12 protein-coding genes and 1 riboswitch are annotated in these 13,886 nt (G+C 71.3%); of the genes, 9 read left to right on the top strand and 3 right to left on the bottom strand.

Annotation, left to right across the window (positions count from 1 at the left end; translation table 11 throughout):
- Positions 1-49: 49 nt before the first annotated feature.
- Positions 50-886: a DUF4190 domain-containing protein gene (locus tag ACFWI9_RS28870; protein ID WP_387166496.1), complete on the bottom strand. Its 837-nt coding sequence runs from the start codon at positions 884-886 to the stop codon at positions 50-52.
- Between the two features lie 243 nt (positions 887-1,129).
- Between ACFWI9_RS28870 and ACFWI9_RS28865 the strand changes: the two genes are divergently transcribed.
- From ACFWI9_RS28865 to ACFWI9_RS28855, 3 genes are all read left to right on the top strand, one after another.
- Positions 1,130-3,256, top strand: a complete 2,127-nt coding sequence (locus ACFWI9_RS28865; protein WP_387166493.1) for an N-6 DNA methylase — start codon at positions 1,130-1,132, stop codon at positions 3,254-3,256.
- A gap of 186 nt (positions 3,257-3,442) precedes the next feature.
- Entirely contained in the window at positions 3,443-4,162 is a 720-nt protein-coding gene (locus ACFWI9_RS28860) for a hypothetical protein (protein ID WP_387166490.1), read from the top strand.
- A complete protein-coding gene (locus ACFWI9_RS28855) occupies positions 4,159-5,742 on the top strand; it encodes a protein kinase (protein WP_387166487.1) in 1,584 nt (527 codons plus the stop codon). Before ACFWI9_RS28860 ends, ACFWI9_RS28855 begins: the two co-directional genes overlap by 4 nt.
- An 80-nt stretch (positions 5,743-5,822) precedes the next feature.
- On the opposite strand, the gene ACFWI9_RS28850 is transcribed toward ACFWI9_RS28855, so the two are convergent.
- Positions 5,823-6,707 (bottom strand): class I SAM-dependent methyltransferase, encoded by an 885-nt coding sequence (locus tag ACFWI9_RS28850; RefSeq protein ID WP_387166484.1) that lies wholly within the window; start codon positions 6,705-6,707, stop codon positions 5,823-5,825.
- A 218-nt stretch (positions 6,708-6,925) separates the two neighbouring features.
- Here ACFWI9_RS28850 and ACFWI9_RS28845 point away from each other — a divergent pair, with 218 nt between their 5' ends.
- The 3 genes from ACFWI9_RS28845 (at position 6,926) to ACFWI9_RS28835 (ending at position 9,273) form a co-directional block, all read left to right on the top strand.
- The gene (locus tag ACFWI9_RS28845) at positions 6,926-7,378 is read left to right on the top strand and encodes a GtrA family protein (protein ID WP_387166499.1); all 453 of its coding nucleotides are present in this window, start codon (positions 6,926-6,928) and stop codon (positions 7,376-7,378) included.
- 169 nt (positions 7,379-7,547) lie between these two features.
- On the top strand, positions 7,548-8,201 hold the full coding sequence (locus tag ACFWI9_RS28840; protein WP_387166480.1) for a SurA N-terminal domain-containing protein: 654 nt from the start codon (positions 7,548-7,550) through the stop codon (positions 8,199-8,201).
- Between the two features lie 46 nt (positions 8,202-8,247).
- Positions 8,248-9,273, top strand: a complete 1,026-nt coding sequence (locus tag ACFWI9_RS28835; protein WP_387166477.1) for a nucleoside triphosphate pyrophosphohydrolase — start codon at positions 8,248-8,250, stop codon at positions 9,271-9,273.
- Between the two features lie 20 nt (positions 9,274-9,293).
- On the opposite strand, the gene ACFWI9_RS28830 is transcribed toward ACFWI9_RS28835, so the two are convergent.
- Entirely contained in the window at positions 9,294-9,935 is a 642-nt protein-coding gene (locus ACFWI9_RS28830; RefSeq protein WP_387166474.1) for a Uma2 family endonuclease, read from the bottom strand.
- Positions 9,936-10,031: 96 nt separating this feature from the next.
- Here ACFWI9_RS28830 and ACFWI9_RS28825 point away from each other — a divergent pair, with 96 nt between their 5' ends.
- The 3 genes from ACFWI9_RS28825 to ACFWI9_RS28815 all read left to right on the top strand — a co-directional run bounded on the left by ACFWI9_RS28825 (position 10,032) and on the right by ACFWI9_RS28815 (position 13,607).
- Positions 10,032-11,303, top strand: coding sequence for a cytochrome P450 (locus tag ACFWI9_RS28825; RefSeq protein WP_387166471.1), 1,272 nt, complete (start codon positions 10,032-10,034; stop codon positions 11,301-11,303).
- Positions 11,304-11,511: 208 nt separating this feature from the next.
- On the top strand, positions 11,512-12,441 hold the full coding sequence (locus tag ACFWI9_RS28820; protein WP_387166468.1) for a transglycosylase family protein: 930 nt from the start codon (positions 11,512-11,514) through the stop codon (positions 12,439-12,441).
- A gap of 272 nt (positions 12,442-12,713) precedes the next feature.
- A riboswitch (cyclic di-AMP (ydaO/yuaA leader) is annotated at positions 12,714-12,931 on the top strand.
- 4 nt (positions 12,932-12,935) lie between these two features.
- On the top strand, positions 12,936-13,607 hold the full coding sequence (locus ACFWI9_RS28815; RefSeq protein ID WP_387166465.1) for a transglycosylase family protein: 672 nt from the start codon (positions 12,936-12,938) through the stop codon (positions 13,605-13,607).
- Positions 13,608-13,886: the final 279 nt, after the last annotated feature.

Raw genomic sequence — 13,886 nt, 5'->3', positions numbered from 1 at the left:
GCCTTTCCGTGTCTCCCATGGCCCGGTCCCATCAGGGGAGGGGGAAGACTCAGAGCTTCAGGTCCCAGACCACGTCGTCGTGGGCGATGCCGGGGCTGATCTCGATGGTCAGGTTCTTGGCGTCGGCCGCGGCGTCGAACGCCCAGGTGACAGTGGCCTTCTTGCCGGGCAGCACGGTGCCGGTGAACGGGCCGCCGACCTTGCCGTCGAAGATCTGCTCGGCGTTGACGCCGTCCTCTCCGGCACGGGCCTCGGCAGTCACCAGCGAGGCGTCGAACTTCTCCTTGCCGGCGTTCTCGATGACGATGGTGACCTTGTAGGCCTTGTTGCCCTTGGTGTGGCCGACGGCGTACTCGCCCGGGGTGTACGGCTTGGGTTCGGACACCGTGATCGTCAGCTTGTCGTCGTAGACGGCGGAGTCACCGGCCCCGAGTGCCTCGCCGGTCGCGTCCTCTCCGGCCGCGCCCTTGTCGCTCTTGCCGTCCTTGCTTCCCTTGTTGTCCTTGTTGCCCTTCGTCTTCGACGAGGCACTGCTCGACGTGGACTTGTTGATCTCGTCGACCGCGTCGCTCACGACCGCGAAGGTCACCACGGCGCCCACCACCGACAGGATCAGGGCCACCACTCCGAGGACGACGCCGGTCGTGGCGGCCCCCTTGTTGGTGGCTTCGCCGCGCTTCACACGGCCGCGTCCGGTGATGCCGAGGATCAGTCCGATCAGTCCCAGGATGCCGGCCAGCCAGAACAGGAACATCGGCAGACCGGCGAGGACGCCGACGATTCCGAGGATCAGTGCGGCAGTGCCGAGGCCGTTGCGGGCCGCGACCGGGGCCGGGGCGGGAACGCCCGGCTGGGGGTACTGGGGCGACTGCGTGTACTGGGACATGAGTGTCCTCCAGAGCTGTAGGGACGAGCGTCGCCGCGATGAGACGCCGATGGAGCGGAGGTATCGACGTCGGTGCCGTTCGGCATTTCCGTGTGGCGACGAGTTAATAACAGCAGAGCCTGTGAACCGAGTCAACATGGTTCACGGGATTCAGGTCGACTCACGCTGTGAATGGGGGTGTCTTGCCTGCGTCGGTATGCTCGGTGTCACCAGAGCCGAGAGCCGAGAGCAGGGGGCCGCCACGTGCCGGACAACGCAGCAGAGGTGACCGCCGCCGGAATCGCCCGACTCGCCGGAGTGGGACGTGCCGCGGTGAGCAACTGGAGGCGTCGGCACGCCGATTTCCCGAAGCCGGTCGGCGGGACCGAGACCAGCCCGTCGTTCGCGCTCGCCGACGTCGAGGGCTGGTTGCGTGGTCAGGGCAAGCTCGCCGAAGTGCCGCTGCGCGAGCGGGTCTGGCAGCAGCTCTCCGCCCATCCCGCCGGCGCCGTCACCGCTCTCGCCCACGTCGGCTGCGCCCTGCTGCTCGTACGGGACCGGCCCACCGCCTGGCTGGAACTCACCGCCGTGTCGGACGAGCGCATGGCCGTCATGCTGCCCACCGCCCTGGAGGCGGTGCTGACCACAAGGCTCGGGCCGTCTGCCGCGCGCGCCGTGCCGACCCCGGGAACGCCCGACCTGATCCACTCCGTCCCCCTGCTGCGCGGTGCGGCCGAGCTGGCGGCGGAACGCGGTGCACACCAGGCGTACGAGTTCCTCATCGGACGGCACCTCGACGCCAACCCCCGCCAGTACACGCTCACCCCACCCGGCCCCGCCGCCCTGATGGCCGCCATCGCCGGGCCCGCCACCACACTGTTCGACCCCGCCTGCGGCACCGGCGCACTACTGCGCGCCGGCGGCCGGCCCGACCAGGCCGGTCTGCCGGGTCAGTCCGGTCAACCGGGTCAGTCCTGCGTCCAGCCCACGGCCGTCTACGCTCAGGAAGCCGACCCGGATCTCGCCGCGCTCACCGCGCTCCGCCTCGCGCTCCAGTCCGCCGCCGACGTCCACGTGCGCATCGGGGACTCACTGCGCGCAGACGCCTTTCCGCAACTCGCCGCCGACGCCGTGCTCTGCCACCCGCCGTTCAACGAACGCAACTGGGGACACGAGGAACTCGCCTACGACCCGCGCTGGGAGTACGGCTTCCCGGCCCGCACCGAGTCCGAGCTGGCATGGGTGCAGCACGCGCTGGCCCGGCTGCGGCCGGGCGGCGCCGCGGTCCTGCTGATGCCTCCGGCCGCCGCCTCCCGCCGCTCCGGCCGCCGTATCCGGGCCGACCTGCTGCGCCGGGGTGCGCTGCGCGCCGTCGTCGCGCTGCCCGCGGGCGCGGCGCCGCCGTACGGAATCCCGCTGCATCTCTGGGTGCTGCGCCGCCCGGAGGCCGCCGAACGCCCTGCACCCGAACTGCTCCTGGTCGACACGGCCGAACAGGCAGGTGCGGCGGGAGGAGGCGGACGCGACCGGCTCGACTGGGCGGCCGTGCAGGGTACGGTGCTCGACGCCTGGGTGCCGTTCGACCGCGACGGCACCGTCACCGAGCGCCCCGGGGTCAGCCGCTCCGTCCCGGTCATCGCCCTCCTCGACGACGATGTCGACCTGGCGCCGGCCCGCCACCTCCCACCCCCGGCCGCCGGCGGCAGCGCCGCCGAACTCGCCGACGTACGCGAACGGCTGACCGACACCCTCCGGCGCACCGGCGAGCTCACCCCGCCGCCCGCCGAACCCGCCGCGGCCGTACCGGGCCGCTGGACCGGCACGACCGTGGGTGAGCTCGCCCGCGCGGGAGCCCTCGAACTGCGCTCGGGAGGTACGGGCACCAGCAGCGGCCCGGGCGCGCCTCCCGTCCTCACCGAGCACGACGTGCTGGCGGGCACCGCACCATCCGGCAGCCTTCCGGAACCGTCCGGCACCGGCGAAGAACCGGTGGAACCCGTACTCGTCCAGCTCGGTGACGTCGTCGTGCCCGTACTGGGCGGAGGCTCGGCGGCCCGTGTCATCGACGCGGCCACGGCCGGAGCCGCACTCGGCCGCAACCTCCAGCTACTGCGCCCCGATCCGGCGGCACTCGACCCGTGGTTCCTGGCCGGCTTCCTGCGCGGGACCGCGAACAACCGCCAGGCCAGCAGCTACGCCTCTACCGCGACCCGGCTCGACGTCCGCCGCCTCCAACTGCCCCGGCTGCCGCTCGCCGACCAGCGGCGCTACGGCGACCGCTTCCGGGCCCTCGCTTCGTTCGAGGACTCGCTGCGCCTCGCGGGCAGGCTCGGCGAGCAGTTGGTGCAGGGGCTGTACGACGGGCTGACGGACGGCACTGTGGAGGCGTGACCGGCTCGGACTAGGCTGGCGTGAGCAGTTCAACAACCGTTATGCGCAACCAAGGGCGGGCTGTCCTTGTCGGTGTATACGCTCAAGTCTCTGTTCGTTTCGTCGCCCGCCCCACTGCTCGCCCGCCGTTCGTCCCCTTCACGCCCAGGTCCCTCCCAGGTGATCTCGCACCCGTCAGGAGCAGCAATGCACGGCCATGGCTACGTGCCACCGCCACCGCCAGTCCGCGCCGACAACGGCGGGCGGGTCGCCCTGCGGGTGGTCTTCGTGGCGCTGACGCTGCTCAGCTGTGGCTTCCTGGCCTGGGCCGCGATGCTCCGGCTGGCGCTGCTCACCACCCTGCGGCAGCACTGGTGGGCATTCGGGGGTGTGGCCGCGTCCACCATCGGCGTCTTCGTGTTCGCGGGCGTCGCCGTCCCGGATGACCCGGACGCGCCGATAAGCGACGGCGCCGCGGTGGTCATCGTCCTGTGGCTGTTCCTGGCGACGGTCGGGGTCGTCAGCTATTACCTCGTCTCCGAGATCCGCCACTTCGACCGGCCCGCACTGCCGCCGGCGGCGGCGGCTTCCCCCGGGTACCTCCCGCCGCAGACCCAGACCACGGGCTACGGCTATCCGCCCGCGGCGGCGCCCCCGCGGGCCGCGCAGCACCCCATGGGCCCGACGAGCCAGACCATGCCGGGCCACCAGACGCAGAATCCGTACGCTCAGCCCGTGCGGCCGGCGTACACCGCGCCCACCACGCCCACCACGCCCACGCCGGCCACCGCGCCCACCCCGCCCGCGCAGCAACCGCCCCCCGACGCCGGCCCCAACAACGCCCGTATCGACCAGGTACGCGCCGAACTCGACGAGCTCAGCGACCTCCTGCGCCGGGACAAGGACCAGCGAGAGGGCGGCCGGTGAACGGACGCGTCATCGCCGGGCGTTACGAGCTGTCCACCGTCATAGGCCAGGGCGGCATGGGCCAGGTCTGGACCGGATACGACCAGCGGCTCGACCGCCGGGTCGCGGTCAAGCTGCTCCGACCCGACATGATGGCCGCCGCGACCGCCGCCGACGAGATGCGCCGCCGCTTCGTCCGCGAGTGCCGGGTCACCGCCCAGGTCACCCACCCCGGTCTGGTCACGGTGCATGACGCGGGCAGCGACGGCAACGACCTCTTCCTGGTGATGCAGTACGTCGAGGGCGCGGACCTCGCCGACCACCTGGCCGAGCAGGACCCGTACCCCTGGGAATGGGCCGTGTCGATCGCCGCGCAGCTGTGCTCCGTGCTCGGCGCCGTGCACGCCGTGCCGATCGTGCACCGGGACCTGAAGCCGCGGAACGTGATGGTGAAGCCCGACGGCACGGTCACCGTGCTCGACCTCGGTGTCGCCTCCGTACTCGACACCGACACCACCCGGCTCACCCACACCGGCTCCCCGATCGGCAGCCCGGCCTACATGGCGCCCGAGCAGGCGATGGGCGGGGCCGTCGGCCCGTACACCGACCTGTACGCGCTCGGGGTGCTGCTGCACGAACTGCTCAGCGGCAACGTCCCCTTCGCTGGCTCGACCGCCCTCGGTGTGCTGCACCGGCACCTGTACGAGCCGCCGCTTCCGGTACGGCAGCTGCGGCCTGAGGTGCCCGAGCAACTGGAGGCGCTGGTGCTGCGGCTGCTGTCGAAGGACCCGCAGCACCGCCCGGCCGGAGCCCAGGAGGTCTACGAGCAGCTCGCCCCGCTGCTGCCCGGTGCTGGGGGCGGCCCGGGAGGCTTCCCGGCGCGCGGGCAGAGCAACGGCCACAGCGCCGGAGGCGGCCCGCTCGACCCGACCCGCCCGTTCCTGCGTCCGCACGCACCCTGGCCCGACCGTGCGAGCAGCCCCGCCCCGGCGCCCCCGCAGGTCGCCGGGACCGCCGCCGCCAGGGAGCGCCCGGATGTCGCCGCCGCCGTGGACGAGGTCAAACGCCTCCTCGGTGAGGGCAGCATCACCCGGGCCGTGGACATCCTCGGTGGCATCCTCCCGGCCGCCGCGGCGGAGCACGGTGAGCACTCACCGGTCGTCAGGATCCTGCGCAAGCAGTACGCCACGACGCTGATGGACGACGGCCAGTACCGCCGTGCCCTGCCCGAACTGCGCCGGCTCGCCGATGACCGGGCGGCCGAGGCGGGCCTGGCCGACCCGCAGACCCTCCAGTACCGCTATGACGCGGCGCAGTGTCTGGAGCAGATGGGCGAGGCCGCTGCCGCGCTCACCGAGTACCGCGCGCTGCTGCCGTTCTACGGGAACCCCCACGCGCCCGGCGCCGACCACGCCCGCGGCTTCGACATCCGGCACCGGATCGGGGACCTGATGCTCGCGATGGGCGACCACGCAGCCGGGTACCAGCACCTGCAGAATCTGCTCTACGACATCGAGCGGATGTATGGCCCCGGGCACCCGCAGGCGGTCGGTCTGCGGCGGTCCCTGGACCGCCAGCGGCAGTTCAGGCCCGGGGGATGAGGCGTCGTGCAACCGGCAGCGGTGGCCCTTCCGACGCCCCGGCCCCGGCGGTCCCAGGGCCGGGTGGAGCGGCTGGGCCGTCAGGCCCTTGAGGCCCGCAGGTACGCCGCCCTGCCGATCTGCCCCAGCAGCTTCAGTCGTGAGCCGTTTGCGAGGTGCTTCGCCAGGGCCTCGCGAACGCCCGGGCGAGTGGCGTCGCCATGGCCGTCGAGGACGATGACCGCGCCGTCCGCCGCGAGTTCCTCGGACCATTCCAGATCCGCGAGAACAGCCTCTCCGGACGGGGCACCGGCGATGACGACCACACCGTAGGCCCGGCCGGAGAGGGCGCCGCGCACCTCGGGGTCGCCGGAGGTGCCCCGCAGGATGAGTGCCTCCTTGCCCTGGCGGTTGCCGCACAGAGCGAGGTTGGCGCGTACGACGTCCTCACGGGCCAGGGGTTCGACACCGCCCTCCAGCGGGTCCACGACGGTCAGCCGCGGTTCCGTGCCGGCGCGGTGCAGCATCCGCAGCAGCGCCGCCGCGAGCAGGCCGTGCCCGGTCCCGATCTCCAACACCTCACCGTTCGGCGGGGCGAGCAGCGGTACGGCCGCCAGCTTTCCGCACACATCGGACGCCGAGCCGGGCATACGCCCGACACCGAGCGCCTCCAGCGCGACCACCGTCCGGTAGGCCACCGTCAGATCCCGGCGCGCGTGTTCGGCGGACGCGCCGGTCACCGTGCCGACCTCGCGTACGAGGGCGTCCAACTGCGTCGCCGTCGGCATCCGGTGGTCGTCGCGCCCCGCGTGATCGAGCAGCAGCGCGAGCCCGTAGCTCTGCCGCCGCAGGTCGGCGACCTCGTGGTGCAGGGCGTCGAGATCGGCCTGGAGGGCGTTCGTGGCGCGCTCCAGGCGCTGCTCCACGAGGGTGAATGCCGGGCGCAGCACCCGCTTGGCCAGCCGGTTGCTCAGGAGGGAGGGCATGGCCCGGAGCGTACGCCGCAGTGCGTGTTCACCTGACTACCGAAGAGTGCTGTACGGGTGAAATCTTGGTGTCCTGGCGACGAAGCGCACCTGTTGGTGTAAATGAGGAGGCCAGGAGTCCGGCAGCCTTCCCGCGCACGACGACGGAGGCATGAGCAGGGAGAGCCCGCACGCAGATGACGGTCCAGCGGCAGGGGCAAGGGCAGTGGCGGGGGCAGATGGCGCGCTTCGCCCTGGTCGGGGCCGTCAACACGGGTACGTACTACGGCTGCTACCTGCTCCTGCTGACGCGGCTGCCGTATGTCGCCGCGCATGTCATCGCCTTTGTGCTCAGCATGACCGGCTCGTTCTTCCTGAACGCGTACTTCACCTACCGGACCCGGCCGACATGGCGGAAGTTCCTGCTCTTCCCGATCACCAACGCGGCGAACTTCGTGATCACGACGGCCGGGGTCTACCTGCTGGTCGGTATCGGCGGCTACAGCGACCGCTGGTCGCCGCTGGCGGCAGCCGCCGCGGCCATCCCGATCACGTTCGCCGTATCGCGCGCGATCATGCTGCGCCCGGAGGCGAAGCCGGAGCCGCGGCCCGATCCGCGCCCCCGGCCGGTGCCGGAGCCCACCCGTACGCGTCCGAGCTCCCCGCGGGCCGACGCGGGTCGGCGTCCCTGACGATCACTCGTGGCGGCGCGCACCCTGGCCCTCACCCGAATCGTTGATCGAGCGAACCGAAAGAACGGCACCGAAGTGGTGGCCCAAGCCACGCCGACTGCCTACCATCGATCACCGCAAGGTCTTTGTGCACCGCGTCACAATCACCACCGCACGCCGGGAGGCCCCTTTGCACCGCCGTCGTCGCACCGCGCTCGCCCTCTCCGCCGCGCTCGTCGCAGCGGGTCCCCTGCTCGCCGCCTGCGGCAACGAGGCGCATCCGGGGGCCGCGGCCGTCGTCGGGGGTGAGCGAATCGAGGTGTCCGAGCTCCAGTCGCAGGTGGAGGAGGCACGGGCGGCCCAGGCGAAGGCCCCCGATGCCACGCAGCAGATCAACAACACCGGGCAGTTGAGCCGGGCCAAGCTGGACGGCATGATCTTCGGCCGGGTGCTGGAGAAGGCCGCGGCGGACGCCGGGATCACCGTGTCGCGCAAGGAGGTCCAGGACGCCCGCGCCGGCGCCGTGCGGCAGGCGGGGGGTGCGAAACAGTACGCCGACATGCTGCTCCAGCAGCGCGGGCTCGCGCCGGATCAGATCGACGAGGCGGTACGGAAGGACGTGCTGGTCACCAAGCTGGCCGCGGCCATGGGCGCCGACCTCGGCACCCCGCAGGGCCAGCAGAAGGTGGGGGCCGCGCTCACCAAGGCCTCGCAGGGGCTCGACATCGACGTGAATCCGCGTTACGGCTCCTGGGACGATACGAAGTTCCAGCTCGGGGAGTACAAGGCCCCGTGGATCACCCAGGTCACCAAGGAGCCGGACGCCGTCCAGGCCGGAGCCTGAGCCCTGCCGCCGCCGCGTCGGAAGCGGCCGACGTAAGGTCGGGGGCGTGAACGCTGAAGCCCCTGTCGAGCCCGGCCGTATCGTCCTGCTCACCGCGAGCCATCGTGTCGCACCCGGACTCCTGTCCTGGCCCGCGTGGCAGATGCTGCGCACGGCGGACCGTGTGCTGTGCGCGGACGGCGACCACCCGCAGCTTCCGTATCTGCGGGAAGCGGGCGTGGATGTCGGGCTTGCGGCCCCCACCGCTCAGGAGCTGGTGGACGCTTGTGCCGGGGCCAGGACCGTCGTGGTCTTGGCCGCCGGCGAGGGCGATCGGAGCCTCACCGACGGCTTGGCCAGGATGGCGGGCTCGGGCCGCTTCCAGATGCCCGACCTTGAACTGCTCCCCGGCTCGTACGACCTACCCGGTGCCCGGTTGCTCGACCTCGTCCAGGTCATGGACCGGATCCGGCGCGACTGCCCCTGGTCCTCGCGGCAGACCCACGAGGGCCTCGCCAAGTACGCGATCGAGGAGGCGTACGAACTCGTCGAGGCCATCGAGGACGGCGACCGCGACGAACTGCGCGAGGAACTCGGCGATGTACTGCTCCAGGTCGTCTTCCACGCGCGTATCGCACAGGAGGACGAGACGGAGCCGTTCTCGATCGACGACGTGGCCGGCACGATTGTCGATAAGTTGATCAGCCGCCACCCGCATATCTTCGGAGACGCGCAGGCCGAGACCCCGGAGGAGGTCAAGGCCCACTGGCTGCGCACCAAGGCGGTGGAGAAGCAGCGCGACTCGGTGACGGACGGCGTCCCGCTCGGTCAACCCGGCCTGGCCCTGGCAGCGAAGCTCGCCTCAAGAGTTCGTACGGCGGGGTTGGATGTGCCGCCGCCGTCGACGCTTGCCGGAGCCGGGGACAGCGGTATCGGCTACGAGCTGCTGGCGCTGGCCGTACGCGCCGAGGCCGCAGGCCACGACCCCGAGGCGGCCCTGCGGGCGGCGGCCCGGGTGTACCGGGACGCGATCCGCGCGGCCGAAGCCGCGGCGTCGGCGGAAGCCGGGGAGACGGCGCGGAACGACGTCTGAGGCGGGCCGGACCGGGTACGTCAGTCCCGGGCTCCTCGCCGCCGGTCCACAGCGGTGAGGTCGATCTCGATCGGGTAAGGGACATCGACCTTGAGCCGATTGTGGTGGATCCCGGTGACGGCATAGGTGTTGGTGGCGGGGTCGAGCTCGTAGACGTAGACGACCGGCAGCCCGTCGCTCTTCTCGACCCGCCAGAAGTGCCGGATCCCCGCAGCCGCGTACTTGCGCGGCTTCAGCTCGCGGTCGCGCTGCACGGATTCGTCCGAGACGATCTCGACGGCGAGCAGGATGTCGGCAGGGGCGTACCAGGTCTGCTCCGACCCGCTGAGGGCGCCTTCCCGTACGACCATGAGATCAGGCTCCGGCCGGTCACGCTCGCCGAGCTTGGTCGTCATCTCCCGGATGACGTAGAGATGGTCCGGTGCTTGCCGCACCAGCGCGTTCTCCAGCAGGCGCATCGCGGCCATGTGGAAGAAGGTCTGCGGGCTCACGAAGAACAGTCCCCCGTCGATCAGCTCGGTGTGCGGCGGGAGACCCTTGATCCGGTCGAGGTCCTCCGCCGTCCACCCACCGGGGGGCGGCACCGGGAACGCATACGGCTCCTCCCGGTCGTCCTGCTCTTCCCGCCGGTCTTCGGCTGCGGCACTCATCAGCGCTCCCATGCGACGGAGTCTGGCGCGTACGACCAGGCTACCCAGCCGGAATGCCGCGATGTCCGTCGAACAGGTGATGGCCACCGCGCGGGTTAACGTCGCACCATGCATGACCAGCACCAGCCCTCCGCGGCCCCCGGGATCCCCGAGCCGGGCGCCTTCCCCGAGCTCTTCTCCTGGGAGTTCGCCACCGACCCCTACCCGGCCTACGCCTGGCTGCGTGAGCACGCGCCCGTGCACCGCACCCGGCTGCCCAGCGGAGTCGAGGCATGGCTGGTGACCCGGTACACCGACGCTCGGCAGGCGCTCGCGGACCAGCGGCTCAGCAAGAATCCGGCGCATCATGACGAGCCAGCGCACGCCAAGGGGAAGACCGGGATTCCCGGGGAGCGCAAGGCCGAGCTGATGACGCATCTGCTCAACATCGATCCGCCCGACCACACCCGGCTGCGCAGACTGGTCTCGAAGGCGTTCACCCCGCGCCGGGTAGCCGAGTTCGCCCCGCGCGTTCAGGAACTGACGGACCGGCTCATCGACGGGTTCGCGGAGCGCGGGAGCGCGGACCTCATCCACGAGTTCGCGTTTCCGCTGCCGATCTACGCCATCTGCGACCTGCTCGGCGTCCCGCAGGAGGACCAGGACGACTTCCGGGACTGGGCGGGGATGATGATCCGGCACGGCGGCGGGCCGCGTGGCGGGGTCGCGCGTTCGGTCAAGAAGATGCGGGGCTATCTGGCCGAGCTGATCCACCGCAAGCGCGAGGCTCCCGGTGACGACCTCATCTCGGGGCTCATCAAGGCGTCCGACCACGGGGAGCACCTCACCGAGAACGAGGCCGCCGCCATGGCCTTCATCCTTCTCTTCGCCGGGTTCGAGACGACCGTCAATCTGATCGGCAACGGTGTGTACGCGTTGCTGCGCCACCATGAGCAGCGCGCACGGCTTCAAACCTCCCTCGCCGCCGGGGACACCGCGCTGCTCGCCACCGGCGTCGAGGAACTCCTGCGCTTCGACGGGCCGGTGGAACTCGCCACCTGGCGGTTCGCGACCGAGCCGCTGAGCATCGGCGGGCAGGAGATCGCGGCCGGGGATCCCGTACTCGTCGTACTCGCCGCCGCCGACCGGGACCCGGACCGGTTCCCCGATCCCGATGTGCTCGACCTGGGCCGCGGGGACAACCAGCATCTCGGGTACGGGCACGGCATCCACTACTGCCTTGGGGCGCCACTCGCGCGGCTTGAGGGCCAGACCGCGCTGGCGACCCTGCTGACCCGACTGCCTGACTTGCGACTCGCGGTGGATCCCTCGGATCTGCGCTGGCGCGGAGGCTTGATCATGCGCGGATTGCGCACTTTGCCCGTTGAGTTCACCCCTTAAAGAAACTGACGACGGGTCAGTAACGTGACTTTCACGTGATCTCCCCTGTATCGGCTTGTGACACTCGTTCGGGTGCCGTTAGGTTCACCGTCAACTACCAGGGGCCCTCTGGGTTCCTTGTCGTCACACGAAAGGCCCATGCATGCTCTCCGGGAACGGTCGACACCGGCGACCCCGCCAGGCTCCCGCCATCATCGTCGCGGCAGGGGTGACGGGATCGGCCATCGCCATCCCGCTGCTCGGCGCGGGTGCCGCCTCAGCCGCTGACACCGGCACCTGGGACCGGGTCGCGAACTGTGAGAGCGGAGGCGTGTGGAACGCCGAATACGGCAACGGCTACTACGGAGGGCTTCAGCTCTCCCAGGAGGACTGGGAGCGGTACGGCGGAACGGCCTACTCGCCCAGGCCCGACCTCGCGAGCCGTCCGCAGCAGATCGCGGTCGCGGAGAGGCTGCTGGCGGCGGAGGGTTCGAGACCGTGGGAGAGCTGCGCAGCGGTCACCGGGCTTGTCACGGGCGGCGAGGTGTCCGAGGTCGATCCGGGTGACCTGGGTGCGGCGGACCGGACCCTGGGGTCCGACGGCGACTCCGGCGAGCAGGTGGACCCGCCGACGTTCGGTGACGGCGCGGACGCCGTCACTTCGGAGCCCTCGCCCTCGCCCTCGACCCCGGAGCCGGCCTCGGGCGCTGCCGCAGGCTCGGACTCCGGCTCGTCCGCGGATGCCTCGGCGCCTTCGGAGCCCCCGTCCGGCGGCGCGTCCGAGGGTGCGGGCGAGAGCGCGGACGAGTCCGCTGACTCTTCCCAGGGGGTGAGTGGCGGCACCGGCAGGCACCGCGGCGAGGCGGCCGACGAGACTGAGGCAGGCGGCGAAGCCGGGGCGGGCGAGACGGGCAATTCGGACGAGGGGCGCGAATCCGGTCATCACGCCTCACGAGGTGACGCATCGACACGAGATGGCGCCGACGTGGCGGGTGTGTACACGGTCCGCGTCGGCGACAGTCTCTACTCGATCGCGGACGCGCAGCAGGTGCCCGGCGGCTGGCCCGCGCTCTTCGACCGGAATCGCGAGGTCGTCGGGGGCGACGCCGACCTCATCCTGCCCGGCCAGAGCCTTGATCTGGGGCTGGACCAGGAGTAGTTGGGGGAGTGATTGGGGTGCCTATGTCCGCTTCTGTGAAAGTGAGACATGAGTCTCTTCCGGTCAACTGGCCCCGGATGGCTGCTAAGTAGGGCCATCCACCCTCTCACCTGCGAAAACGGACATCAGGCACCGTCAGATATGGGTGATTTCTCCCTGATGTTCCTCCTTTGAACATCGGGGAGGCGTGTGTTTACGGTCTGACCGCTCGCCATCGCGGGCCCCGTCGACCGTCACGCCGAATCCTGCCGTCGGTCGAAGGGAACAGCCGTCGCGTTCAAGCGCCGTAGGCAGGAGCGGGGGACCCAAGGTAAGTGCCGCGCCGACCCGATGAGGGTTCGGAGCGGCTTGGGGTGAAGCCGCGCGACGCAAGACCGCGCGGCCGGGCAACTCGTCTTCCGGTTCAGTCGGACACCCGTTCCGACGGACGGAGGGCGCCCCATCGGCCCGAACCCGACAGCTCACCTCGCAGGCGTCGGTGAGGGGATCACTTCATGCTGCTTTCCGGCAAGGGCAAGCACCGCCGCTCGACCGTCCGCACCACCCGTTCCGCTCGTATCGCGGCCTACGCCGCCGGTGTCACCGGTGCCGCCATCGCCGCGCCGCTCATGATCTCGGGGACCGCCTCCGCGGCCACCGCGTCCGAGTGGGACACCGTCGCCCAGTGCGAGTCCGGCGGCAACTGGTCGATCAACACCGGCAACGGCTACTACGGCGGCCTCCAGTTCTCGGCCTCCACCTGGGCCGCCTACGGCGGCACCGCCTTCGCCGCCACCGCCGACCAGGCCAGCAAGAGCCAGCAGATACAGATCGCCGAGAAGGTCCTGGCCGGCCAGGGCAAGGGCGCCTGGCCGAACTGCGGTGTGAACCTGTCCAGCACCCCGTACAGCGGTGGTGCCGCCGAGGCTCCGCAGCCCGCCAAGTCGGAAGCCGCGAAGCCCGCCGCCCCCAAGCGCGCCGAGGCCCCGACGACCCGCTCCGAGCGTTCCGCCGCACCGGTCAAGAAGGGCGACGGCGAGTACAAGGTCAAGCCCGGCGACACCCTCAGCAAGATCGCCGAGGCGGAGAACGTCAAGGGCGGCTGGAAGAAGCTGTTCGAGCTCAACAAGGACATCATCGACGACGCCGATGTGATCCACCCCGGTCAGCTCCTCCACCTGAGCTGACCCGGTCACGCTCCCGGCCTGACCCGGTCACGCTCCAGCCGACCAAGTCACGGCTCCCGGCCTGACCAGCAGTACCCCGGGGCCCTTCCGCTCAGGGCCCCCGCCCAGGGATCCCCCCACCGGGGGGGCCCCGAGGGTGCCACCCCCCCGGCTGCCCCCCCCCGGGCCCCCCCGCCCGCCGGCGCCCCGCGGTGCCCGGGGCGCTCGGCGGTGCGGACACGGGCCTCCCAGACCGCAGCCGTCCTGTCCGACCCTCGCCGCCGCCGGGCGGTCGTACGC

It is taken from the genome of Streptomyces sp. NPDC127084 (genome assembly GCF_042724175.1).
Taxonomy (GTDB): domain Bacteria; phylum Actinomycetota; class Actinomycetes; order Streptomycetales; family Streptomycetaceae; genus Streptomyces.
The sequence above is the reverse complement of the archived record's forward strand: the minus strand, read 5'-3'. Positions and strand labels throughout refer to the sequence as shown.

What these genes read in the sequence shown, in the direction of transcription:
- ACFWI9_RS28870 (WP_387166496.1), bottom strand. Translation starts at nt 886, where the DNA reads ATGTCCCAGTACACGCAGTCGCCCCAGTACCCCCAGCCGGGCGTTCCC.
- ACFWI9_RS28860 (WP_387166490.1), top strand. Translation starts at nt 3,443, where the DNA reads ATGCACGGCCATGGCTACGTGCCACCGCCACCGCCAGTCCGCGCCGAC.
- ACFWI9_RS28850 (WP_387166484.1), bottom strand. Translation starts at nt 6,707, where the DNA reads ATGCCCTCCCTCCTGAGCAACCGGCTGGCCAAGCGGGTGCTGCGCCCG.
- ACFWI9_RS28845 (WP_387166499.1), top strand. Translation starts at nt 6,926, where the DNA reads ATGGCGCGCTTCGCCCTGGTCGGGGCCGTCAACACGGGTACGTACTAC.
- ACFWI9_RS28830 (WP_387166474.1), bottom strand. Translation starts at nt 9,935, where the DNA reads ATGGGAGCGCTGATGAGTGCCGCAGCCGAAGACCGGCGGGAAGAGCAG.
- ACFWI9_RS28825 (WP_387166471.1), top strand. Translation starts at nt 10,032, where the DNA reads ATGCATGACCAGCACCAGCCCTCCGCGGCCCCCGGGATCCCCGAGCCG.
- ACFWI9_RS28815 (WP_387166465.1), top strand. Translation starts at nt 12,936, where the DNA reads ATGCTGCTTTCCGGCAAGGGCAAGCACCGCCGCTCGACCGTCCGCACC.